This window comes from Xanthomonas indica, from assembly GCF_040529045.1.
In the GTDB taxonomy this organism is placed as follows: domain Bacteria; phylum Pseudomonadota; class Gammaproteobacteria; order Xanthomonadales; family Xanthomonadaceae; genus Xanthomonas_A; species Xanthomonas_A indica.
Window position 1 is genome coordinate 3,784,358 of record NZ_CP131914.1, and the last position, 23,778, is coordinate 3,808,135.

Consider the following 23,778-nt stretch of genomic DNA (forward strand, 5'->3'; position numbering starts at 1 on the left):
CGGGGTAGATTCCCCTGTACCGGCGCCCCATCGGGCCGCGTGATCGTGCGGCTGCAAATCGATTCGGGACGAATCGTCGCTCTCGCGCTCCCAATCGTAGTGCGCACGCACCGGCGCTTTCCACGGCGTGTCGCTGCGCCTAGGATGCGCCCGTCCCCCCTCGACCGCCTCTGGATGAACGTCCGACTCGGCACTACCGAAATCCGCCTGGGGCGCTATATCGCGCTGTGGACGCTGGTGGCCATGGTGTTCATGCTCCAGAACATCATCAACAACGGTGCGTCTGCCGGCAGGTGGCCTCTGGAGGTGCTCATCCGGTGGTCGCTGATCCAGTGGTACAGCTGGGCCCTCCTGGCGCCCACCGTCTTCCGGCTCGCCGAACGCTTCCCTGTCCGCGGCGCCCAGCGCTTCCATGGACTTGGCGCGCAGGCAGTCGCGAGCCTGTGCGTGACGTTTGCCGCGATGGTCATCGGCGCACTGGTCTCCCCCCTGTTCGAACCCAGCGGTTTCGCCGAACAACTGGGGTATTTCCTGGAGCAGCACTTCGCGATCGGGCTGTTGACCTACTGGACCTTGTTCGCGATCCAGCAAGCGTTGCACTTCCACGCCGAGAAGGCACGGCGCGAAGTGGAAGCCAGCCGCCTGGCCGCCGAACTCGCGCAGTCGCGTCTGCAAGCGCTGAAGAGCCAACTGCAACCGCATTTCCTGTTCAACACGCTGCATGCAATCGTCACCCTGCTGGACGAAGACACACTCGCCGCCGAGGACATGCTGCTGCGGTTGAGCGAGCTGCTGCGCGCGTTTCTGGAAGACTACGACGGCCAGGAAATCACCCTGGAACGCGAACTGGCCCTGCTCGACCTGTATCTCGGCATCCAGCGCAAGCGCTATGGCGACCGCCTGAGCGCGAAGATCTATGTCGCGCCCGGCACCCTGCACTGCGCAGTGCCCAGCCTGCTGCTGCAACCGCTGGTGGAGAATGCGATCCGCCACGGCATCGGCCAGCGTGTCGGCAGCGACCGCATCGAGATCGAGAGCCGGCGCGAAGGCGAAACGCTGTCCATCGAAGTGCGCAACGGCAACAGTACGCTGGAGGAAGACGGAAGTGCGAGCGGACACGGCATCGGTTTCTCCAATACTCGCCTGCGGCTGAAGGAACTCTACGGCGACAAGGCCGACATCCGGCTCGACATGCTCTATCCGCTAGGCGTTTCCTGCCGCATCCGGCTGCCCTTCCGCGAACTGGATGCCGAGGAAGCCCCGGAGCACGTCGCCGTATGAGTATCACGGCGCTGGTCATCGACGACGAGCCGATCGCGCGCCACGCCATCGTGCGGCTGTTGCGCGCCGATCCGGAGATCGAACTGATGGGCGAATGCGGCGATGGCGCCTCTGCGGTGATCGCGATCCGCAGCCATTCGCCCGACCTGGTGTTCCTGGACATCCAGATGCCGGCACTGACCGGCATGGACGTCGTGGCCACGATCGGTGCGGCCAACATGCCGGCAACGATCTTCGTCACCGCCTACGAGCAGTACGCGGTGCGTGCGTTCGAGGCCAATGCAGTGGACTACCTGGTCAAGCCCTTCAACCGCGAACGCTTCGCCGAGACACTGCAGCGCGCAAAGCGGCGCCTGTCCGCCGGCAACGGCATGGGATCCTTCGCCGAGGCGCGCATTCTGCAGACCCTGGATGCGCTGCGCCAGCGCGACGACTATCTGCAACGGATTCCGGTGCGCGTCGACGAAGCAGTGGTGCTGGTCGCGGTCGAGGACATCGTCTGGATCAAGGCCAGTCGCAACACGGTGCTGATCCACTTGGCCGACCGCACCCATGAACTGCGCGAGACCATGGCCACGCTGGCCGCGCGGCTGGACCCGCGCCACTTCGCCCGCGTGCATCGATCGGCGATCGTCAACCTGCGTCGGGTCAGGGCGATCCATCCTTGGTTCAACGGCCACCACGTGGTCACGATGGAGACGGGGCAGCAACTGCGCATGAGCCGCTACCAGCATGAAGCCTTCCTGCGCCTGGTCACCACACGCAAGGAAAGTTGAAACGCGCGCACCTCGCCGGTCACGTCTTTTGCGACAGCGACTCTCCTCATGGACGGAGAACGTCATGGGGGAAACCGCGTCAGCGCGTCGATTCGACACTTGACATGGACTAGGCGACACGTCATTAATTAACTAATTCGTTAATTAGCTAAGCCCCGATGTCCATCGATCGCATCTTCGAAGCCCTCGCCTCGCGCCCGCGCCGCGAGATCCTGGCCTACCTGTCGGCGCAGGAACTCACCGCCGGCGCGATCGCGCAGCGCTTCGCGATGAGCGCGCCGGCGATCTCGCGGCACCTGTCCGTGCTGGAAGCGGCCGGGCTGGTGGCGAGCGAGCGCCGCGGCCAGTTCGTGGTGTACCGGCTCACGCCCGACAACCTGGTCAACACCCTCAGCGGTTTCGCCTTCGAGATCTGCCCCAGCGCCGGCCCGCTCAAACGCGAATCGCGCAGGCAGGCCAAGCGCACCGCCTGACCCTTCCGCCCCGGCAACAGGAGTCCGCCGATGACCGCCGCACCGCTCAGCGAACACGCCGCCGCGCAAACCGGGTTCCCCTCGGTGCGCCTGCCCTCCTACAGCGGCGGCCTGCCGGTGGAGGTCATTCTGATCGCCCAGCTCGGCGTGGGTGCCGGCGATCCGCTGATCGCCCAGGCGTGCCTGCGCCAGCGCGCGCATCCGCAGTTCCGCGACGCGCTGGACGAACCGTCGGCGCGCCTGGCCGGCACCGATTTCGGCAATGGCGAGTCCACCGCGCTGTATTCGTTCGCGGTCGGCAGCGGCGGCCATCCCTTCCATTGCCATGCCGGGCATCGCATGTTCACCGCGATCACCGGCAGCGGCGGCGCGCTGCTGCGTTTCAGCACCGCCTCGCCGGCGCAACTGGCGCAGGATCCGCAGCATTTCCTCGCCGCGCTGCGGCACGTCGAACTGCCCGCCGATTGCCTGTTCAGCGTGCGCTTCGGCGGCGGCACCTGGCACCAGTTCGCGCCGCTGCGCGCGCAGTCCGGGCACCCGGCGTTCTTCGCCCTGTCCTGCCACAGCGACGAAGCCGGCGGCACGCTGGCCGAGGACGTGCGCGCGCAGGTGCTGGCCGGCACCGCCGACATCGCCACCCTCACCGAACTGCTGCCGCCCGCAGTCACCTCGCTGCTGGCCTCGCCGCAGGCGCAGGCGCTCTCCGTGCCGACGGTGCAGCTGTCGCTGGCCGCCTCGCCGGGCAGCCGGCGCCTGGCTTGGTGCGCGGGCCTGCGTGCGCTCAGCGGACGTGTGCGGCAGCGGCTGGGTGCCTGGCGGCATCCGGCCGGCTTCGCGGCACTGGCGCCGCGCCTGCCGCGGGCGCGGGTGACGCCACAGTTGCTGCCCGGCTCGCTGCTCGAACCGCAGCTGCCCGTGCATCACCACCAGGACAGCGTGCGGCTGACGGTGCCGGCGCAGGCGCTGCGGCCGCTGGGCGCGCACGCGCTGATGGCAGCGTTGCTGGATGGCTTCCTGCAGCACCCGCCGCGTGGGGTGACCTGGCTGATGCGCCTGCGCAACCTGCTGGTCGCGCCGTTGCGGCTGCGCACCTCGCCGCTGGGCTGCCCGGTGTCCTCGCTGCTGTCGCCGCAGCGCGATCAGGTGTTCGCCGGCCGCTTTCCGGTGCTGGCGCAGGCCTCCACCGCGCAGGCGCAGCGCGTGCAGGTGCTGCTCGGCGCCGACGATCGCCACCTGCTGTTCCGCAGTTGCGTCGGCGTGGCGCTGCGCGACGATGGCAGTGCCGAGCTGAGCCTGGAGACGCGGGTGACGTGCCGCAACCGCTTCGGGCACCTGTACATGGCACTGATCGCTGCCGCGCACCGCCGCTACATCGCCCCGACGCTGCTGCGCACGGCCGCCGAGGCACTGCTGCTGCCGGTGGCCGAGCACGCCGGGCCGGACGCGGTCGTGCCGCTGCGCTGAGCACGTCATCACCCCGCCTTAGCCGCTGCCTGCCTAGCCTGCGCCTTCCCCCTAAGAGGAAGGCACATGCCCCAGGTCCGCATCCGCATCACCGGCAGCGAGGACGACGCCCGCGCCATCATCAACCTGCTGTCGAGCCTGGACGGCATCGAACACGTCGAGGAGATCGACGACCTGATGCCGCACATGGACGACGACGATTCCAGCTCCGCCGGCCTGCCCGACGACCAGGGACCCGGCACCCACGAAGTGGAGGTGGAGGCCGGCAATGCCGCCACCGCGCAGAAGGTGCGCGAGGCGGTGGAAGCGCTGGCGTTCGAGCTGGACGTGGTCGTGGAGTTCGAACAGGACGAAGGCTGAGGCCTGCGTGCGGGACGTTGCGCCGTCTGACGCAGCGCCCTGGCATGCCCATGGCCAGCATCCTTGCTTTCCAGCGGCGCCAGCCGTGCCCCGGGTAACCGACTTCAAGGCGTCTGGACTGAAGTCCCTCCACAGTGCACCCAGTCAATGTATCGCGAGCCCCAGCAGGAGTCGTTTTGCTGTCGCTCAAGCGTGGGTGTCAGACGAGAAGAACGGTAGGAGCGGCTTCAGCCGCGACCGGCAACCCATCATCGTCCGCTGCCGCTGGGCGACGTGCCACCATTCGTCGGCAACACATGGCAGCACTGCTGCTCGCGCATCCCCTCCAACCGTTCCCGCCCGATCCCGTCGGACGGGAACAGCTTCCTCCGCTAGGCGGAACGACGCCGACGTCGGCGCCAGGCGATCAGCCGCCACAGCGCATAGCCGAGCAGCACGAACGGTGCCAACCCCACTACCGCGCGAATCGCCCAGGCGATCGATCCGGCGAAGATTTCGCCGCTGTCGCGCAGCGCATCGCCGATGTCGCTGCGGCTACGCTCGGCGGTCGGCGCCGAGAACGTCAACGTCACCCGCTGCGTATCCAGGCGCCGGCGCTGCTGCGCGGCCTCCTGGCTGGTGGTGAGCAACTGCGTTTCCACGGCAGCCAGCTTCTCCGACAGCGCGATCATGTCGGCCACGCTGAGATCGCGGCGTTGCTGGAACTCCTGCAGGCGCCGCTGCTCGGCCTGCAGGCGCTGGCGCTGCGCGTCGTTGTCCTGCACCGCCTGCGCCAGATCCTCGGCATGGGTGGTGCGGCTCTCGATCTGGCCATCCTTGCCCGCCTGCGCGATCAACGGCTCGACCCCGGCCGGCGCGATCCGCACGCTCAGTTCGCCGTGCGGCCGCTCGCCACCGCGCTGTTCGACCTGCAATACCGTGCAGGCGCCGAAACTGGATTTCAGGCAGCCTTCCTGCAACTGCTTGAGTCGGGCGGGAATCTGCGCTGCCGGCAGCGCCACGCTGACCTCGTGCTCGTAGGCCAGCGTCGCCATGGCACGATGCTCTTCGCCAGGCGCGGCTGCGGCAAACGACGCGTCTGCCGCCTGCGCCGCGGCCTCGGCGGCCGTGGCAGCACTCCCGGCGGCATCGGCGGCGTAGAGGTCGGCGGCCGGCAATCGCGCGCTCTCGCCATCGCGGCTGCAGGCAGCGATCGACATCATCAGTGCCAGGGAGGCGCCCCAGCGACGCCAGTCACGACGCGCAGGCGGCAGACCGGGGCGAGCGCCTGCGGGCGCGGCGCGCCCTGCTGCTGTGGCGGCTGGCAGCGCGGCATCGACCGCGCCAGCCGCCGCGGCGGTCTCCGGATCGAACGAGCGATCGCACACGACACGACCGTCATGGCAACGTCCCTTGTCCTGCATTCCTGTGCTCCTGAACGGCGAAAGCGTCCAGGGTAATCCAATGGCAGGGGCGCCGGCAGCCGCACCGGCGCTACCCTGGCGGATCGACCCATTCCAGGAACCCCGATGCGCAAGCACCTGCTCGCCGCCGCCCTGCTCGCCGCCCTCGCCGGCTGCCAGAAACCCGCCGACGCGCCCGCCGCCGGCAACGCCGCCGCCGGCCAGGCCGCAGCCACGGCCGACGCGGCCGCCGACGCCAGCTTCGCCGCACTGTCCAAGCGCGCCGTCGACACCTGGATGCAGCTGTCCCCGGTCGGCGCCACCCAGACCGGCGACCACCGCTACGACAGCGAACTGGACGACCTCAGCGCCGCGGGCCGGCAGAAGAGCCTGGACGCGAGCAAGCAGTTGCTGGCCGAACTGGACAAGCTCGACGTCGCCAAGCTCTCGCGCGAGAACCAGGTGGACGCGGCGATCCTGCGCAACCAGTTGCAGTCCGACATCTGGAACAGCGAGGTGGCGCAGGGCTGGGCGACCGATCCGCAGGTCTACAACGGCCTGGCCGGCGGCGCGATCTACGGGCTGATGGCGCGCGAGTTCGCGCCGCTGCCGGAGCGGCTGAAGTCGGCCACCGCGCGCATGGAGAAGATCCCGGCGCTGTTCGCGCAGGCGCGCGCCAACCTGGACCCGGCGCGCGTGTCGGAGATCAGCGCCAAGACCGTGGCCAAGCAGAACCGCGGCATCCTCAGCATCGTCGACAGCTTCATCGTCCCGCACATCCAGGAACTGCCCCAGGCCGACGCGCAGCGCCTGCAGGCCGCGATCGAGGGCCTGAAGCAGGCCGTGGCCGAGCAGCAGACCTGGCTGGACCAGACCCTGGTGCCCAACGCCAAGGGCGACTTCCGCCTGGGCGCGGAGAAGTACGATCAGAAGCTGAAGTTCGCGCTCAACTCCTCGCTGTCGCGCGCCGACATCAAGCAGCGCGCCGACGCCGAACTCAAGCGCGTGCGCCAGGACATGTACGGCATCGCCCGCACCGTGCTCAAGGACAAGCCCGGCGCGCCGGCCCTGGTCGATGCGCCCAGCGACGAACAGCAGCAGAAGGCGATCGAGGCGGCGCTGGAGCTGGCCTACGCGCAGCATCCCGCACGCGACAAGGTGGTCGAGGCCGCCAAGGCTTCGCTGGCCGACGCCACCGACTTCGTGCGCAAGAAGGACCTGGTGACCCTGCCCGACGCGCCGGTGGACATCATCCTGATGCCCGAATTCCAGCGCGGCGTGGCGGTGGCGTACTGCGATTCGCCCGGTCCGCTGGACAAGAACCTGAAGACCTTCTACGCAGTGTCGCCGATTCCCGACGACTGGACCGCGCAGCAAGCCGACTCGTTCCTGCGCGAATACAACAGCCGCATGATCCACCTGCTGAGCATCCACGAGGGCGTGCCCGGGCATTACGTGGAAGGCTGGCACTCGGCCAAGTTCCCGTCCACGCTGCGCGGCGTGCTGCGTTCGGGCGTGTTCGCCGAGGGCTGGGCGGTGTATACCGAGCGGATGATGCAGGAGCAGGGCTACCTGGACAACGATCCGCTGTTCCACCTGGTGCAGCTGAAGTTCTACCTGCGCAGCATCGCCAATGCGCTGCTCGACCAGGGCGTGCACGTGGACGGCTGGAGCAAGGAACAGGCGCTGCACCTGATGGTCCACGACACGTTCCAGCAGCAGAGCGAGGCCGAGGGCAAGTGGGTGCGCGCGCAGCTGACCTCGGCGCAGTTGCCGACCTACTTCGTCGGCGTGCAGGAGCACCTGGACCTGCGCAAGGCGATGCAGGACAAGCTCGGCGCCAAGTTCAACCTCAAGGCCTACCACGACCAGGTGCTGTCCTACGGCGCGCCGCCGGTGCGGTTCGTGCGCGAGCTGATGCTGGACGAGCCGATCAAGTAATCGGGATTGGGGAGTCGGGATTGGGGATGGGCAACGTCCCGTCCCGGTCGCTGAGGCAGTTGGAGAAGAGCCCCCTCGGATGAGGGGGTTGCCGAAGCAGGCGAAAAACGGCGAAGCCGGGAGTGTGTGGCTGCGGTTGTCGTGCATGCGCGCAGCGGCCATCGCGCTGCGGCACACCGAGACCGCGTCAACCCGAGGCGGACGCAGCAGCGAAGGCGTTGCCCGACGCCGCCGCATTCAGCGGCGGCGCCGGCACTGCTCACTCGCCGTAGACCTCGATTTCCGAGTACGCCAACCACGAGTACAGGTTGTTCGCCTCGATCTTCAGGTACTGGGCGCTGCTTCCATTCAAGGCGATGTACACCGGTGCCACGTCGGACTGGTCGGGCTCGGTGTAGTACTGCGGGTTGTCGAAGTACACCGGTCCGGGATTGGTGCTGCCGCCGAACACCGCGCCATGCCGGCCGGCGGAGACGGCGAAGTCGATCGGCTGCGGCGTGCCCGTGGTCTCGCTGGCCGCGGTGCGCACGGTGATGCGCACGCCGGTGACCTTGCGCGTCTGCCCCAGGTTTACGGTGACGCTACCCCAGTTGGTGCGCGCGTTCCAGTAGTCGGTGTCGCTGAAGAAGCGACCGTCGTACAGCGAGGCCAGGTTGTCCGAATTGGTCGGCGAGGTCGCACCGACGATCGGCAGGCGCTTGATCAGGTTGAGCGAGGACGGCGCCACGTACTGCACCTTGCGCAGCGGCAGGCCCGCCTCGCTGTAGCCGGTGTTGCTCAGGCCGGCCTTGATGTAGGCCTCGCGCTCGATCGGCCGGGTCTGGGTGTTGCCGTAGCGCGAGGCGATCGCGGCGACGATCGGCGCGGCGAACGAGGTGCCTGAGACTGCTTCGGTGCCGCCGTCGTAAATGAGGTTGGTGATCTCGTGTGCGGGCGCCCAGGCCTCGATGCAGGGTCCGACCGTCGATCCCTTGGCGTAGCCACCCCAGCGATCGCTGTTCTGGGCGCCGCCGAAGCGCGCGCCGTCGCGCTGCAAGCCGCCGACCACGACGATGCCGTCCATGTCGCGTGCGGCTCCCTGCTGGGTCTGCGGATCGATGTAGCCGAACGCCACCTTGCACGCGTCCTGCTCCTGCGGCGAGAGCCCGACGCTGTAGGCATTGCCCGCCGACTGGGTGATGAAGAAGCGATTGCTCGCCGCGCGCATCCGACGGCCCCAGCGATTGCTAGCGTTGAACGGGTTGTACGTCCCGCCCGGGCTCTGATTGAACGACATGTTCAGGACGGCGAATTCACCCGACGCTTCGGCGTAGCGCACTGCCGCATCCAGCGCCGTGGCCACCGTGCTTTCGTTCAGATCGGCAAGGCCGAACGCCTTGATCGGCTGACCAGGATTGACGCCGCGCACCAGTTGCCCGTTCTGCCTGGCACCGATCAGGCCGGCCGTCGCCGTACTGTGCAGCGGGTTGGGCGACAGCGTCGGGAAATCCTGTCGATACACCACGTTGAGCTCGGAATGTGGCGGATTGTCCAGCACCGCATCCAGCAGATAGGCGGGATTGGAGGTGGTGAATCCATCGTTGGTCTGCGTATACGGCAGCGCCCACGAGGTGATCTCGCCGCCATTGACGATGTCGCCCGCGGCGGAGAACGTGGCGTGCGCCGCCTCGACCCCGCGCACCGACACCACCCAGTCGGCCTTGAGCACCTGTGCCGCGGTGCGCTCCGGCATCCAGGCATAGACGGTGCTGGAGACCGTGGACAGCACCCGCTCGATCTTCACTCCCGGCAGCTGCGCGATCTGGTCGGCGAAGTGGACCATGCCGGTGCTGTTCTCGTGCGCGCGGATCGCCGGGTCGAGCGTGCGGTAGTCCGAGGGACGGGACTTGGCATACAGGCGCGTGGTCTCCTGCAGCACGAACGGGTTGAGGTCGATCGCGTACAGGCGCCGCCCCTGGGTGTCGGTGCGCGGCAGGGTCGCTTCCTGCAACGTGCGCTTGGCCGGGAACTTGCCGCCGCCCGTCGCGTGCGGCTGCGCGTGCGCGGAGGCGACGGCCAGGCTCGCCAGCAACGCAGCCAGCAGCAGTTCGGTCGATGTCTTCTTCATGGACTCATCCTTTGACTGGGGGATGCCCCGCTCGTCGGGACACCGGAACAGGGGGTTCCATCCATCAAGGACGAGGGGCGCGCGCACCTCCCCTACCGCACGGGCGACATCGTCTACTCAGGCAGACGCTGCACGCTGTGCATCACAGTCCGCGCATTCGTCGCATCGCCGCGGCAGCGCCGGCAAGCCGCCATGAAGTGGGCACCGAGGCCGCGATGCAACGCCGCAATCGTGCGCCCATGCACGCTGCATGACGCGCCTGCCCCCACGGCACGACGCACCGCGCCCGCTCGTGTGCGGGCGCGGCAACACGGCGTATCACGCAGCGCGGTCGGCCGGCGTCTCGCTGCTCCACAGCAACATCGCATCGCCATAGCTGAAGAAGCGGTAGCGCTGTGCGATGGCGTGGCGGTAGGCGGCGAAGATGCGCTCGCGGCCGGCGAAGGCCGAGACCATCATCAGCAGCGTGCTCTCGGGCAGATGGAAGTTGGTCACCATCGCGTCGACGCTGCGGATGCGGTAGCCCGGCAGGATGAAGATCTGCGTCTCGCCGGCGAAGGGATGCAATTCGCCGTCCTTGGACGCGCTCTCCAGCGCGCGCACCACCGTGGTCCCGACCGCGATCACGCGGCCGCCGGCCGCGCGCGTGCGCCGCACCTGTTCGACCAGGCTGGCGCCGACGTTGAGCCACTCGCGGTGCATCTGATGCTGTTCCAGCGCCTCCACCCGCACCGGCTGAAAGGTGCCGGCGCCGACGTGCAGGGTCACATGCCCGACCTCGACTCCGCGCGCCTGCAGCGCCTGCAGCAGCGGCGCGTCGAAGTGCAGCCCGGCGGTCGGCGCGGCGACCGCGCCGGCCTCGCGCGCGAACACGGTCTGGTAGCGCTCGCGGTCGTCCAGGCCCGGCTCGCGGCGGATGTACGGCGGCAACGGCAACCGTCCGGCCTGCTGCAGCCAGTGCTCCAGCGCGCCATCCACATGGAACTGCAACTGGTAGAACTCACCGTCGCGGCCCAGCACCTCGGCCTCGCCGCCGGCGTCCAGGGCGATGCGTGCGCCGGCCTTGGGCGACTTGCTCACGCCCAACTGCGCCCGCGCGCGCTGGCCGCCGAGCAGCCGCTCGATCAGGATCTCGACCCGCCCGCCGGTGCGCTTCTGCCCGAACAGCCGCGCCGGAATCACCCGCGTATCGTTGAAGATCAGCAGATCGCCGGCACGCAGCAACTCCGGCAGGTCGCGCACGTGGCGGTCGGCGAAGGGCGCCGGCGCCGGTGGCACCAGCAGCAGGCGACTGGCCGAGCGCTCGGCCAGCGGCGCTTGCGCGATCAGGTCTTCGGGCAGGTCGTAGTGGAAATCGGACTTTTTCAAGGCGCCGGGGGAGATCGGGAATTTGGCCGGCCATTGTAGCGGCGCCGGGATTGGGGATTCGGGATTGGGGAGTTGCCTAGACAGAAGCGGGACCGCGCTCTTGCCAATCCCCAATGCCCAATCCCGGATCCCGGATCCCGGCCCCTCAGCGCTCGAACTTGGTGGACAGAATGATCGACGAGGTCGTGCGCTCCACCCCATCCAGCGCACCGATGCGGTCGGTCAGTTCGTCCATGTCGTTGACGCCCGGCACCACGCCCAGCGCGATCAGGTCGAAGGAGCCGCTGACCGAATGCAGCACGCGCACCGCATCGATCTCGCGCAGCGCCTTGACCACCGAGGTCATCTTCTTCGGCAGCACGGTGATCAGGATATGCGCGCGAATATGGCCCTGTTCGTAGTCGTCGCGGGTGCGCACGGTGTAGCCACAGATCACGCCCTCGCGCTCCAGCCGCTCGATCCGGCTCTGCACCGTGGTGCGCGACAGGCCGAGGCGGCGGGCGATCTGGGCGGTGGAGGCGCGCGCGTCCTCGCGCAGCAGCGACAGCAGGGCGTCGTCGGAGGCGGTGATCTTCATGGCCAGGGATTTTCGTCGAATCGACGAAATTGCGTCAATTCCTGCACGGATTCACGCTGCCATTCGACGATCCTGTCCCGATAATAGGCAGGATCGTCACCAGACAGCCCGCCTTCAGGAGATCGCCCATGACCGTACTCGGCCCCCTCGCCCCGCTCCGTGCCCATGCCGGCGACCGCCTGACCCACGGCCTGGACGACGCCAGCATCGAGCGGCTGGCGGCCTCGCATCCGGCGCTGCACGCGGCGATCGAGGCGGCAGGCGAAGACTATGCGCGCATCGCTGCCGAATTCGGCGAATTGCTGGAACTGGACGAAGCCGAGCAGATCCGCCATCTGCAGGCCGGTTTCGTCAATTTCTACGCCGACGACGCGGTCACTCCCTACGTGGCGCTGAGCGCACGCGGCCCGTGGGTGGTCACGCTCAAGGGCGCCGTGCTGTACGACGCCGGCGGCTACGGCATGCTCGGCTTCGGCCACACGCCGGAGGCGGTGCTGGAGGCGATGGCGCGGCCGCAGGTGATGGCCAACGTGATGACCCCCAACCTGTCGCAGTTGCGCTTCGAGCGCGCGCTGCGCGCAGAGATCGGCCACCGCCGCGGCGGCTGTCCGTACAGCCGCTTCATGTGCCTCAACTCCGGCTCCGAAGCGGTGGGCCTGGCCGCGCGCATCGTCGACATCAACGCCAAGCTGCAGACCGATCCGGGCGCGCGCCATGCCGGCGCCAAGATCAAGCGCCTGGTGGTCAAGGGCAGCTTCCACGGCCGCACCGACCGGCCGGGCATGTACTCCGACTCCAGCCGCAAGACCTATCTGCAGCACTTGGCCAGCTACCGCGGCGACGATGCGCTGATCGCCATCGCGCCCTACGACGTGGAGGCGCTGCGCCGCGCCTTCGCCGAAGCCGAGCAGCACGGCTGGTTCATCGAGGCGGTATTCCTGGAGCCGGTGATGGGCGAAGGCGACCCCGGCCGTGCCCTGCCGCCGGCGTTCTACGCCGCCGCGCGCGAGCTGACCCGCCACCACGGCAGCCTGCTGCTGGTGGACTCGATCCAGGCCGGCCTGCGCGCGCACGGCGTGCTGTCGGTGGTGGACTATCCCGGCTTCGAGCAGCTCGACCCGCCGGACCTGGAAACCTATTCGAAGGCGCTCAACGCCGCGCAGTACCCGCTGTCGGTGCTGGCGGTGACCGATCACGCGGCGCAGGTGTACCGCAAGGGCACCTACGGCAACACCATGACCAGCAACCCGCGCGCGCTGGACGTGGCCACCGCGACCCTGGCACAGCTGACCCCGCAGGTGCGCGCCAACATCCGCGAGCGCGGCGCCGAGGCGGTGCAGAAGCTGGAGAAGCTCAAGGCCGAACTCGGCGGCGCCATCACCCAGGTGCAGGGCACGGGCCTGCTGTTCTCCTGCGCGCTGGCCCCGCAGTACAAGTGCTACGGCGCCGGTTCCACCGAGGAGTGGCTGCGCCAGCACGGTGTCAACGTGATCCACGGCGGCGAGAACTCGCTGCGCTTCACTCCGCACTTCGCGATGGACAGCGAGGAACTGGACCTGCTGGTCGGGCTGATCGGCCGCGCCCTGCGCGAAGGCCCACGCATCGCCCAAGCCGCGGCAGCCTGAGTTCGCTCGGGGCTGCAAGCATTACGGCCCCATGACCCGCCAGCATGGGGCAGGCAGTTCGCTCGTGCCCGCCACAAGCGCATGCGCGATCGCCATGCGCTTGTTTTGTGGCGCTCGCGAACCGCGACAATCGCAAGACAATTCGCGTATCGAGTTGGAGCGTTCGCCCGCCTCGGCTCGCACCGAGTCACCTATACTGATTCGAATTCAGCGATGGTCCAACGAATGCGCACCTCTCTCCTCCTCTCCATGAGCCTGCTGTTTGCGGCCGCTCATCCCGTGGCCAACGCCGCTACGTTTTCCGACGGCGAACTGCTATTCGACCAGCCTGGATGGGACTACTCCCCCAGTTCGCTCATCGATCTGGATGGAAAAGAGAAAGTGTGGTGGTGCGGTCACTTGAATGGCCATGACGTCGTCAAATACCGCGAGCGCACGGGAACGGGCAGTTGGAGCGCTCCCGTGATTGTCCTTCAAGCCAATCAGTTCTTGCGCGGCGCACGCCCGCTTACCTGGGAAGGCGTCCACACCTGCGACCCCACGGTGACCCGTGGACGGTGGAATTACCAAGGCCAGGAATACAGCTACGTGATGTACTACACCACGGAGCGGCCCGGCAGCAACGGCATCGACAATCGCATCGCCGTGGCGTTTTCCAACGATGGCATCAACTGGAAGAAGCACGACGCGCCCGTGATCCATGACGGTGACCCCGGCACCTATGGCACAGGACAATCCGTTGCCTGGAGCGCGGACGGCGCAGCCGGCATCAGAACCATCTACACCTATGTGGATGGCAACGGCGACATCACTTATTTCTACCGGGAGTCGCCGGACGCCATCAACTTCGGCGAGAAGCGAAAGCTCAGCCAGAAAGGCCTCACCTTGAACGGGCAAAGCGGCATCTCGCATGCCAAGCCCGCGCTCGGCTTTGCGCCAGGATCCTACAACGGGCACTATTTTTACTACATGGCCAGCGTCTGCGAGGCGCATCTGGACTCCAGCTATGGCCCCGCCTATCCCGAGTGGGGGACGGCAAAAGGCGTCTGCGTGTATCGCGCGGAAGGAGAGGACGCATTTACCGGCACCTGGACCAAGGTGCTGGACAGCGCGCACATCAAGCCGGTGGAAGTCGAACCCGGCTTCCTGACCAACATTTACGGCAGCCTGGACGGGATCCTGCCCACGATTTCCATTCGCTATGGGTGCAGCGGATCCGGCGATCCGAACACCTGGGAGATCTGCTGGTCCGAGGGGAAACTCGATTAGCGCGTTTTCGCCTTGAGACCGCGCTCGGGTCGAGGTGATCGACCCGATAGCGCGTCCCGAGGCTGTGTCATGCCGGCATCTTCCGGCCACTCCGCGTCGCCGGCGCGAGTTTCCCGACACGCCGGCGCGCTCCGATGCCGGCGGTGTCGGCGGCCATCCTCGCGATGACGCGCGATCCCGCCGCGTACGCGACGTGGCCCGCCCCCCCCCCCCCCCCCGCTGTCGCGCGCAGGGCAAACGTCGCCACGGGCACCAGGTCCGACCAGGGCTTCCGGCAACGCCCCAGCCGCCGTCCGAGCGCGAACCGGCATTCGTCCAACCCAAGCGGATAGCGCACACCGCCTCGGCACCGACGGTGATGCGGCGGGAATACCGCTGGCGCAAAAACGACAAAGAGATTGCAAACAATTCGCATTTGCATGGAAAATGAACGCACTGCCCGCATCGCACCAGCGGCAGCGCCCTTCGCCAGCCACCCGACCCCGGCGCCGCGTCCGCCCACTGGGGGACGGCGCTGTCCGCCGTCGGTCCGTCCTCCATCCTGCAAACCGAACCGCCCATGACCTCTCCGATCAAGCGCCGCAAACACACCGTGACCCGCCAGGCCGCGGCACCGACGACCCTCACCACCGCCATGCTGCTCGGCGGGCTGAGCCTGCTCTCCTCCGCGCACGCGGCGGCGGCCGACCAGCCCACGACGCTGGACCAGGTCGACGTGCAGGCCCAGCGCGCCAAGCGCTACCTGGTGGAAGTGCCGGATTCGCCGAAGTTCACCCAGCCGCTGATCGACACCCCGCAGACCCTCAACATCATCGGCAAGGACCTGTTCAACGAACAGGGCGCCACCACCCTCACCGAAGCGCTGCGCAACAGCCCCGGCGTGGGCACGTTCTATGTCGGCGAGAACGGCAATACCAGCACCGGCGATGCGATCTACATGCGCGGCTTCGACAGTTCCAGCAGCATCTTCGTCGACGGGCTGCGCGACCTCGGTTCGATCTCGCGCGACGTCTTCAACATCGAGCAGATCGAGGTCGAGAAAGGCCCGGCCGGCACCGACAACGGGCGTAGCGCGCCGACCGGCGCGATCAACCTGGTGAGCAAGCAGGCGCACCTGGACAACGCCAGCAGCGCCACGCTGTCCGGCGGCGACCATGGCCAGCGCCGCGCCACCGCGGACTGGAACCAGGTCCTGGGCGCCAGCAGTGCGCTGCGGGTGAACGTGATGGGCCAGGACAGCGACGCCATCGGCCGCGACCATGTCGCCAACAAGCGCTGGGGCCTGGCCTCGTCGCTGGCGTTCGGCCTGGGCACCGAGACGCGCTACCTGCTCGACCTGCTGTACGTGAAGCAGGACAACGTGCCCGACGGCGGCGTGCCGACCATCGGCCTGCCCGGCTACAGCTCGCCGGATCCCACGCGGCCGTGGCTCGGCGGCGCCGCGCGCGTGGACAGCGCCAACTTCTACGGCACCCGCGCCGACCACGACGACGTGACCGCGAAGATGGCGACCTTCCGCATCGAGCACGACGTGTCCGACACGGTCAAGCTGACCAATACCGCGCGCTGGGGCCGCAACGAACAGGATTACCTGCTGTTCGCGTTCATGCCCAACGCCGCCAACCTGCGCACGCCGAATCCGGCCGATCCGGCGACCTGGACGGTGGCGCGCAGCCTGCCGACCTTCAAGGACCAGCAGTACACCCTGCTCGCCGACCAGTTGAACCTGCGCGTGGACTTCGCCACCGGCGCGGTGCAGCACAACCTCAGCACCGGCGTGGAAGTCTCGCGCGAGGAGTTGCGCAGTTGGGGGCACAACCTCGTCGACCGCGCCGCCTGGCTGGCGGCCAATCCGGCCAACCTGTATGCGCCGGACTGGAACACCACGCCGCTGCGCACGGCGCGCAACGGCGCGCGCAGCCATGGCACCACCACCACCTACTCGGCCTACGCCTTCGATACGCTGAAGTTCGGCGACAGCTTCCTGGTCACCGCCGGCGTGCGCGCCGACCGCTACAAGACCGACTTCGACAGCCTGGTCTGCACGTCCGCCACCTCCACCGCCGCGCCCTGCGCCACCGTGGTCGGCCTGGACACCGACATCGCCGACACGTTGTTCAGCTGGAAACTCGGCGCGGTCTACAAGGCCAACGAGGACGTGAGCGTGTACGCGAACTTCGCCACCTCGCAGCAGCCGCCCGGCGGCAGCACGCTGGAACTGAGCGCCTCGGCCAACAACGCCAACAACCCGCGCTTCGACCCGCAGAAGGCCAGGACTGCCGAGGTCGGCACGAAGTGGAACTTCCTCGACGACGCGCTGTTCGCGACGCTGGCGCTGTTCCGCACCGACGTGAACAACGAAATCGTGCAGGGCAGCGACGGGCTGTACTACCAGAGCGGCGAGAAACGCGTGCAGGGCATCGAACTGTCGGCGGTGGGCAAGCTGACCGAGCGCTGGTCGCTGTCCAGCGGCTACACCAAGCTGGATGCGCGGGTGCGGCAAGGCACGACCGTCTCGCAGGACGGCAGTCAGGACCTGGCCTACACGCCGGACAGTGCGTTCACCGCCTGGACCACCTACACCCTGCCGTTCGGACTGACCGTCGGCGGCGGTGTCCGTTACTCGGGCGAGATGAAGCGCGGCCGCGACGGCGCGGTCGGCACGCCGGCGTTCGTGAAGTCGTACACGGTGTGGGACGCGGTGCTGAGCTATCCGGTCAACGACCACGTGGCGCTGCGCCTGAATGCCTACAACCTGTTCGACAAGGACTACGTCGCCGCCATCAACAAGAGCGGCTTCCGCTACACGCCCGGCGCGCCGCGCTCGGTGCTGCTGACCGCCGAGGTCCGGTTCTGACCGACCGCACCTGCCAGTGCGCGGTGGACGCCCTATCCTGGGCGTCCACCGCCGGAGCGCCCCATGCTGCTGCACATTCCCGACATCCTGACGGCCGATGAGGTCGCGCGGTTTCGCCAGGCACTGCAATCCGCTGACTGGGTGGACGGCCGCGAGACCGTCGGTACGCAGGGCGCCCAGGTCAAGCGCAACCAGCAACTCGCCGATGCCTCGCCGCTGAAGCAGGACCTCGGCCAGGCGGTGCTGAGCGCCCTGGCGCGCAGCCCGCTGTACTTCGCCGCGGCGCTGCCGCTGCGCACCATCCCACCGCGCTTCAATCGCTACACCGGCGGCGGCAGCTACGGCCTGCACGTCGATGGCGCGGTGATGACCCAGGCCGCCACCGCCGCGCGGCCGGCGCTGACCGTGCGCAGCGACCTGTCCTGCACCCTGTTCCTCAGCGCGCCGGAGGAGTACGACGGCGGCGAGCTGCTGATCCACGACACCTATGGCGAGCACGAGGTCAAGCTGCCTGCGGGCGATCTGATCCTGTATCCGTCCAGCAGCCTGCACCGGGTGGCGCCGGTGACCCGCGGCGCGCGCCTGGCCTCGTTCTTCTGGGTACAGAGCCTGGTGCGCGACGCCGGCCGGCGGCAGACCCTGTTCGACCTGGACACCGCGATCCAGGCGCTGACCGCCAGCGGCGCGGACGCGGCGGCGCTGCTGCGCCTGACCAACGTCTACCACAACCTGCTGCGCGACTGGTCGGAGACATGAGCGCGCGCGGCAATCGGAACGCCGCACACGCCATCGGCGCACGCTCGCGCGGCGGCGGATGCAATCACGCCGGCGTTGCACCGCCGCGCTTCGTTGTCGCGTGAGCGGCCCCGCGTCGCCGCCGGCGATACGCCCCAGCGCCGGCATCGCCACGTTGCACGGCAGCAGCATGGGCACGCGCTGGAGCGCCAGGCTGCTGCCGCCCCACGGCAGCGACCCGCACACGCTGCGCGCAGCGATCCAGGCGCAGCTCGATCTGCTGGTCGCGCAGATGAGCACCTGGGACGCGCAATCGGACCTCAGCCGCTACAACCACGCCGATGCCGGCACCTGGCACACCTTGCCCGGCGCGCTGGACACGGTGCTGCATTGCGCGGTGGAGGTGGCGCAACGTAGCAGCGGCGCCTTCGATCCCACGATCGGCACCGTGCTCGGCCTATGGGGCTTCGGCGCCACCGCCGGGAATCGGCGCGTGCCCGACGCCACGGCGCTGCGACAGGCCCGCGCCGCGGGCGACTGGCGCCGGCTGAGCGTCGACGCGCAAGGCCGCTGGCACCAGCCGGGCGGGCTGCAGCTGGATCTGTCGGCGATCGCCAAGGGCTACGGCGTCGACCTGGCGGTCCGGGCGCTGCAGGCGCGTGCCGTGGAAAGCGCGCTGGTGGAGGTCGGCGGCGATCTCTACGGCTATGGCCGTAAGCCGGATGGGCAGGCGTGGCGGGTGCTGCTCGAGGCGGCCCCGGAGGACGGCGTGCGCAGCGATGCACCGCCGCGCACGCTCGCGGCCGACGGCCTGGCGGTGGCCACCTCCGGCGACCGCTGGCACCACTTCGAACAGGATGGCCGGCGCTACGGGCACCTGCTGGACCCACGCAGCGGCCAGCCGATCGCGGCAACGCTGGCCACGGTCACCGTGGCCGCCGCCGATGCCATGCGGGCCGATGCCTGGGCCACCGCGCTCGGCGTGCTGGGCGCCGAGGTGGGCCTGGCCTGTGCCGAGCGCGAAGGCATCGCGGTGCGCTTTCTGCTGCGCCAGGACGGTGGCGTGCAGGAACGGCGCAGCAGCGCCTTCGCCGCGCTGGCGCAGGCCTGAGCGCAGCGCGCTGCTCCACGCGCCGCGGTCACGAGGCACACCCGTCACCGCGCGACAGACCGCGCCGGCGCGTGCCGGACGACACGCCGCTACCCCGCCTTTGGAGGCTGCGGTGACAACTGCGGGCTCTGCTTCTGCGGCGGCGACGCCAGGCGTGCCACACCACCACACCTTCATGCCGTCACGCCCTCAGCGCGCGGCCGGCAGCCCCATGCGCTGCAGTTCGAACACATAGCCCTTGCCGCGCACCGTGCGGATCCATTGCGGCACCAGCGGGTCGTCGCCGAGCTTCTGGCGCAGCCGCGAGACCTGCAGATCGATGCCGCGGCTGCCCGCCACTGCGCTGGCCTCGCCGTCGCCCAGCGCCGTCCGCAGCACTTCGCGGCTGAGCACCTCGCCCGGCTGTTCCAGGAACACCGCCATCAGCCGCAGTTCGCCCGGCGACAGCGGGATCGTCCGTCCGTCCGGCGCCACCGCCTGGTGACGCGCGGCATCGACCTGCCAGCCGCCGTGCGCGGCCGGCGGTGGCTGCGTCGCACGCACCCGGCGCAGCACGGCGTTGAGCCGCGCTACCAGTTCGCGCAGGTCGGGCGGCCGCACCAGGAAGTCGTCCGCACCCAGATCCAGCCCGATCACCCGGTCCACCGGTTCGGCGCGGTCGGCCATCATCACGATGGCGATGTCGCCGCGGTCGCGCAGTTGCCGGCACAGGCGCAGGCCTTCGGCGCCGTCGAGGCCGGCATCGAGGACCACCGCGTCGTAATGCCCGGCCGCCAGTTGCGCCTGCAGGTGCGGCGCGCTGTCGGCGTCGTGCGTCTGCAGGTTGAAGCAGGCCAGGTAATCGCGGATCCGGTCGCGCAAGGCCGCGTCCGCGTCCGCTACCAGGATTTTTGCCAACCACCTGTTGTCCGAGAGCACCTGTCGGCTTCCGCTGAGCGGCCCGGATGGCCGCGCCCGCGCATTGGACGCGGTCGGCGCCGACGCCGCAAGACCCGCGCGCGGGGTCGCGCAGGCTCAGTCCGTGGGCGTCGGCGCGGCCTCGATACGCATCGCCAGCAACTCCCCACCCCCGCTCAAAGCGAAGCGGCGCCTGGCATCGGCGGCCAACCAGGCGCTGTCGCCGGCCGCCAGTGGCGGCAGTCCGCTGGCCGCATCGAACTGCGCTTGCCCTGCCAGAAGATGAACGGCCCAGGCGACGCCGGGTTCGGCGAAGAACAACATCGGCCCGACCAGCGGCCGGTGCAGCAGTTGCGTGCGCAGCCGGTCACGTCGCCACATGAGGTTGAAATCGTGGGTCGGCCCGTCCAGCAACTCGCCGCGCAGCGGCCGCTCGCCGGCGAAGCGCAGGCGCGCATACGGGTCCTGCAGCACCTGCTCCTCGCCATCGTCGAAGCGCAGGCGCACGCCGTTGCCGCGCAGCAGGACCAGTTCGCGGTCGATCCCGGGGAAGGCGGAGAACGCGGCATCCTGCTCGATCTCGGCGATGGACAGGCGCAGCAGCCAGTCGTCGCCGGATGCCGGCAGGCGCAGGATCTCCCGGGTCCAGCCCAGGCCATTGCGCCAGCGTTCGCGGCGATACGCGTTGGCGGGAATCACCCGCGCGGGCAGCATGTACCGGTCCATCCGCACATTCTGCACGATCGCGGCATCGGCGCCTGTCCCCGGCCAGCCGGCAGGGCCACGCAAGACGCGCCATGGCCCCAAAAAAAACATCGCCCGGCTGCACGTCACTGTGCAACGCCGGGCGACGATGTACCTCCCTGTCGGCTTCCTGCCTTCCCCCTTCGCGTCCTGCTCAGTGAGGCTGCGGCCGCGCGTCCAGCGCCGGCCCTATCCTTTCGTTGCAAATCCCTTTAACGCCTTTCCACCGGCTTGGCAGCTGCCTGCTTGGCGGCTGTCGGCGCGGGTGCCTTCGTGGCGCCCACATCGATCCGGTCGCGGTTCCGTTCGACCGTCTTGAGTCCGATGCCTTTCACCAGGGCCAGTTCCTCGGCGCTCTTGAAAGGTCCGTGCGCCTGCCGGTAGTCGACGATCGCCTGAGCCTTGGAGGCTCCCACGTTCACCAACACCTGGTCGATTTCCTCCGCTCCAGCGGAGTTGATGTTGACCTTGTCCGCGGCGAGCGCGGAACCGGACAGCATCAGGGCAACGACCAGCGACTTCAGGACCACGATAAAAGACTGCATGGCAACGCTCCTTGTGACTTGGATGGGGACTTCGCCGGCCTTTCCTGCCGGCGTGGTCAGCATCGCTCGCCACATGGGTACAGCCTATCGTCGGAGCGCGTCACAAACAGCAGGTAAACGGCGCGTCGACGTGTAGGAAAAACCCTACACCGGCACCGGGGCGTAGAATGACTGCACACGTGTGCAATCACTTCGGAGTTTTTCATGGACAGTGCCAAGATCGACCGTTTCCTGAGCGAAAAGTGGGATGACGACATCGTCCCGCAACTGGTCGATTACATCCGCATCCCCAATAAATCGCCGATGTTCGACGCCGATTGGGTCGCGCACGGCTACATGGCCGATGCGGTGGCGCTGATGGAGCGCTGGGCGCGGGCGCAGGCGATCCCGGGCCTGCAGGTGGAGGTGGTGCAACTGGAAGGCCGCACTCCGTTGATCTACCTGGAAGTGCCGGCCAGCAGCGAGGCGACCGGCGAGGACACGGTGCTGCTGTACGGGCACCTGGACAAGCAGCCGGAAATGTCCGGCTGGGACGCCGACCTGGGCCCGTGGACCCCGGTGCTCAAGGGCGACCGCCTGTACGGCCGCGGCGGCGCGGACGACGGCTACGCGCTGTTCGGTTCGCTGGCGGCGATCCAGGCGTTGCAGGACCAGGGCATCCCGCACGCACGCTGCGTGGTGCTGATCGAGGCCTGCGAGGAATCGGGCAGCTACGACCTGCCCGCCTACGTCGACCACCTGGCGGCGCGGATCGGCAAGCCCTCGCTGGTGGTGTGCCTGGATTCGGGCTGCGGCAACTACGAACAGCTGTGGTGCACGACCTCGCTGCGCGGTTTGGCCGGCGGCAACTTCAGCGTCAAGGTGCTCAGCGAAGGCGTGCATTCGGGCGACGCCTCCGGCGTGGTGCCGTCGAGCTTCCGCGTGCTGCGCGACCTGCTGTCGCGGCTGGAGGACGAGGCCACCGGCAAGATCAAGGTCGACGGCCTGTACGCCGAGATTCCCGAGGAGCGACTGACGCAGGCGCGCAAGGTCGCCGAGGTGCTGGGCGACGAGGTCTACAGCAAGTTCCCGTTCCTGCCCGGCATGCGGCCGATGCACGAGGACCTGTCCGAGCTGGTGCTCAACCGCACCTGGCGCCCGGCGCTGTCGGTGACCGGCGCCGACGGGCTGCCGCCGCTGGCCTCGGCCGGCAACGTGCTGCGCCCGGAGACCGCGGTGAAGCTGTCGCTGCGCCTGCCGCCGACGCTGGACGGCAAGCGCGCCGGCGAACTGCTGAAAGAGGTGCTGCTGCGCGACCCGCCGTATGGCGCCGAGGTGTCGCTGGCGCTGGAGAAATCCTCCTCCGGCTGGAACGCGCCGGCACAGTCGCCATGGCTGACCGACGCGATCGAATCGGCCTCGCAGGCGGCCTTCGGCAAGCCGGCGATGTACATGGGCGAAGGCGGCTCGATCCCGTTCATGGGCATGCTCGGCGAGAAGTTCCCCGGCGCGCAGTTCATGATCACCGGCGTGCTCGGCCCGCATTCCAACGCACACGGCCCCAACGAGTTCCTGCACATCCCGATGGGCAAGCGGGTCACCGCCTGCGTGTCGCGGGTGATTGCGGCCCACCACGCCGCCAGCCTGCGCGGCGAGACCACCGGCAGCGCCGCGGTGGCCGGCGGCGAGCAGCATGGCGGGCACGGCTGCTGTTGAGAGGCCGGGATTGGGGAGTCGGGATTGGGGATTGGCGGAGCCGGTTTCCTGGCTGCCTGACTTCCCTGGTTTGCTGCAGGAGAGGCGTCGGTCCAAACGCGACGCCTCATCCGTGGCGTGATCGCTGGGTAGCGTGAGCGGCCAGCCCCGTTGGGCTGGGCCGCCTGCGCGGCGCACGCAAGCATCGACGCCATCACCGTCGATCTGGCACGATCCGACGCTGATTCCCCTCCGCGTCCGGAATGCTCTCCATGCACACTCTGTTCGGCAGCGACAGCTGGCTCTACATCATCCTGGTGGGCTTCGTGGTCGGCCTGCTGGCGCGTTTCCTCGGCCCCAGCAGCGGGCGCTCCGGCTGCCTGTTCACCGTGCTGCTGGGCATCGCCGGCGCGTTGCTGGCCGGCTGGTTCGGCCACTACATGGGCTGGTACAGCCGCGGCGAGCCGGCGGGCTTCCTCGGTGCGCTGCTCGGCGCCATCGCCCTGCTCGCCTTGCTGCGGCTGTTCTCCAGCAAACGCTGAGGCACGCGGCGCCGCTCGCCATGGCGGCGGCGCCCGTTTACGCTGTGCGG

The 23,778-nt window shown here is 68.7% G+C and carries 20 protein-coding genes; 13 read left to right on the forward strand and 7 right to left on the reverse strand.

The features are described from left to right. The first annotated feature begins 174 nt into the window (after positions 1-174). The 5 genes from Q7W82_RS16445 (at position 175) to Q7W82_RS16465 (ending at position 4,354) form a co-directional block, all read left to right on the forward strand. Positions 175-1,281 (forward strand): histidine kinase, encoded by a 1,107-nt coding sequence (locus tag Q7W82_RS16445; RefSeq protein ID WP_242159374.1) that lies wholly within the window; start codon positions 175-177, stop codon positions 1,279-1,281. Then, positions 1,278-2,057 carry a response regulator gene (locus Q7W82_RS16450; protein WP_242159375.1) on the forward strand — a complete coding sequence of 260 codons (780 nt, stop codon included), beginning with the start codon at positions 1,278-1,280 and terminating at the stop codon, positions 2,055-2,057. Before Q7W82_RS16445 ends, Q7W82_RS16450 begins: the two co-directional genes overlap by 4 nt. Before the next feature lie 158 nt (positions 2,058-2,215). Further along, a complete protein-coding gene (locus tag Q7W82_RS16455; protein ID WP_242159376.1) occupies positions 2,216-2,530 on the forward strand; it encodes a metalloregulator ArsR/SmtB family transcription factor in 315 nt (104 codons plus the stop codon). A 30-nt stretch (positions 2,531-2,560) separates the two neighbouring features. Then, on the forward strand, positions 2,561-3,994 hold the full coding sequence (locus Q7W82_RS16460) for a DUF2867 domain-containing protein (RefSeq protein ID WP_242159377.1): 1,434 nt from the start codon (positions 2,561-2,563) through the stop codon (positions 3,992-3,994). A 66-nt stretch (positions 3,995-4,060) separates the two neighbouring features. Next, positions 4,061-4,354, forward strand: coding sequence for a hypothetical protein (locus Q7W82_RS16465; RefSeq protein ID WP_242159378.1), 294 nt, complete (start codon positions 4,061-4,063; stop codon positions 4,352-4,354). A 371-nt stretch (positions 4,355-4,725) separates the two neighbouring features. On the opposite strand, the gene Q7W82_RS16470 is transcribed toward Q7W82_RS16465, so the two are convergent. Beyond that, positions 4,726-5,553, reverse strand: a complete 828-nt coding sequence (locus tag Q7W82_RS16470) for a DUF4349 domain-containing protein (protein WP_242159379.1) — start codon at positions 5,551-5,553, stop codon at positions 4,726-4,728. Between the two features lie 309 nt (positions 5,554-5,862). Here Q7W82_RS16470 and Q7W82_RS16475 point away from each other — a divergent pair, with 309 nt between their 5' ends. Beyond that, complete coding sequence (locus Q7W82_RS16475; protein ID WP_242159380.1) at positions 5,863-7,677, forward strand: DUF885 domain-containing protein; 1,815 nt, start codon at positions 5,863-5,865, stop codon at positions 7,675-7,677. A gap of 259 nt (positions 7,678-7,936) precedes the next feature. Here the strand turns inward: Q7W82_RS16475 and Q7W82_RS16480 are convergent, their stop codons facing one another. The 3 genes from Q7W82_RS16480 to Q7W82_RS16490 form a co-directional block, all read right to left on the reverse strand. Continuing rightward, complete coding sequence (locus Q7W82_RS16480) at positions 7,937-9,784, reverse strand: S8/S53 family peptidase (protein ID WP_242159381.1); 1,848 nt, start codon at positions 9,782-9,784, stop codon at positions 7,937-7,939. A 318-nt stretch (positions 9,785-10,102) separates the two neighbouring features. Beyond that, positions 10,103-11,152: a tRNA preQ1(34) S-adenosylmethionine ribosyltransferase-isomerase QueA gene (queA, locus tag Q7W82_RS16485; protein ID WP_242159382.1), complete on the reverse strand. Its 1,050-nt coding sequence runs from the start codon at positions 11,150-11,152 to the stop codon at positions 10,103-10,105. 145 nt (positions 11,153-11,297) lie between these two features. Beyond that, positions 11,298-11,729 (reverse strand): Lrp/AsnC family transcriptional regulator, encoded by a 432-nt coding sequence (locus tag Q7W82_RS16490; protein ID WP_010344072.1) that lies wholly within the window; start codon positions 11,727-11,729, stop codon positions 11,298-11,300. Between the two features lie 128 nt (positions 11,730-11,857). On the opposite strand from Q7W82_RS16490, the gene Q7W82_RS16495 reads away from it, so the two are divergent. From Q7W82_RS16495 to Q7W82_RS16515, 5 genes are all read left to right on the forward strand, one after another. Continuing rightward, the gene (locus tag Q7W82_RS16495) at positions 11,858-13,354 is read left to right on the forward strand and encodes an aminotransferase class III-fold pyridoxal phosphate-dependent enzyme (RefSeq protein WP_242159383.1); all 1,497 of its coding nucleotides are present in this window, start codon (positions 11,858-11,860) and stop codon (positions 13,352-13,354) included. A gap of 249 nt (positions 13,355-13,603) precedes the next feature. Then, positions 13,604-14,623: a hypothetical protein gene (locus Q7W82_RS16500; protein WP_353949494.1), complete on the forward strand. Its 1,020-nt coding sequence runs from the start codon at positions 13,604-13,606 to the stop codon at positions 14,621-14,623. 559 nt (positions 14,624-15,182) lie between these two features. Beyond that, positions 15,183-17,480: a catecholate siderophore receptor Fiu gene (locus Q7W82_RS16505; RefSeq protein ID WP_242159385.1), complete on the forward strand. Its 2,298-nt coding sequence runs from the start codon at positions 15,183-15,185 to the stop codon at positions 17,478-17,480. A 63-nt stretch (positions 17,481-17,543) separates the two neighbouring features. After that, positions 17,544-18,236, forward strand: a complete 693-nt coding sequence (locus tag Q7W82_RS16510) for a Fe2+-dependent dioxygenase (RefSeq protein ID WP_242159386.1) — start codon at positions 17,544-17,546, stop codon at positions 18,234-18,236. A 169-nt stretch (positions 18,237-18,405) separates the two neighbouring features. Then, complete coding sequence (locus Q7W82_RS16515) at positions 18,406-19,326, forward strand: FAD:protein FMN transferase (RefSeq protein WP_242159496.1); 921 nt, start codon at positions 18,406-18,408, stop codon at positions 19,324-19,326. Positions 19,327-19,515: 189 nt separating this feature from the next. Here the strand turns inward: Q7W82_RS16515 and Q7W82_RS16520 are convergent, their stop codons facing one another. The 3 genes from Q7W82_RS16520 to Q7W82_RS16530 form a co-directional block, all read right to left on the reverse strand. Then, positions 19,516-20,223 (reverse strand): response regulator transcription factor, encoded by a 708-nt coding sequence (locus tag Q7W82_RS16520; protein ID WP_260114919.1) that lies wholly within the window; start codon positions 20,221-20,223, stop codon positions 19,516-19,518. 117 nt (positions 20,224-20,340) lie between these two features. Then, positions 20,341-20,949 (reverse strand): HutD family protein, encoded by a 609-nt coding sequence (locus Q7W82_RS16525; RefSeq protein WP_242159388.1) that lies wholly within the window; start codon positions 20,947-20,949, stop codon positions 20,341-20,343. 230 nt (positions 20,950-21,179) lie between these two features. After that, entirely contained in the window at positions 21,180-21,512 is a 333-nt protein-coding gene (locus Q7W82_RS16530; RefSeq protein WP_017909203.1) for a ComEA family DNA-binding protein, read from the reverse strand. 204 nt (positions 21,513-21,716) lie between these two features. On the opposite strand from Q7W82_RS16530, the gene Q7W82_RS16535 reads away from it, so the two are divergent. Together Q7W82_RS16535 and Q7W82_RS16540 are read left to right on the forward strand one after the other, a co-directional pair. Then, the gene (locus Q7W82_RS16535) at positions 21,717-23,207 is read left to right on the forward strand and encodes a M20 family metallopeptidase (protein WP_242159389.1); all 1,491 of its coding nucleotides are present in this window, start codon (positions 21,717-21,719) and stop codon (positions 23,205-23,207) included. A gap of 251 nt (positions 23,208-23,458) precedes the next feature. After that, positions 23,459-23,728 (forward strand): GlsB/YeaQ/YmgE family stress response membrane protein, encoded by a 270-nt coding sequence (locus Q7W82_RS16540; protein WP_010344083.1) that lies wholly within the window; start codon positions 23,459-23,461, stop codon positions 23,726-23,728. The last annotated feature ends 50 nt before the right edge of the window (positions 23,729-23,778 follow it).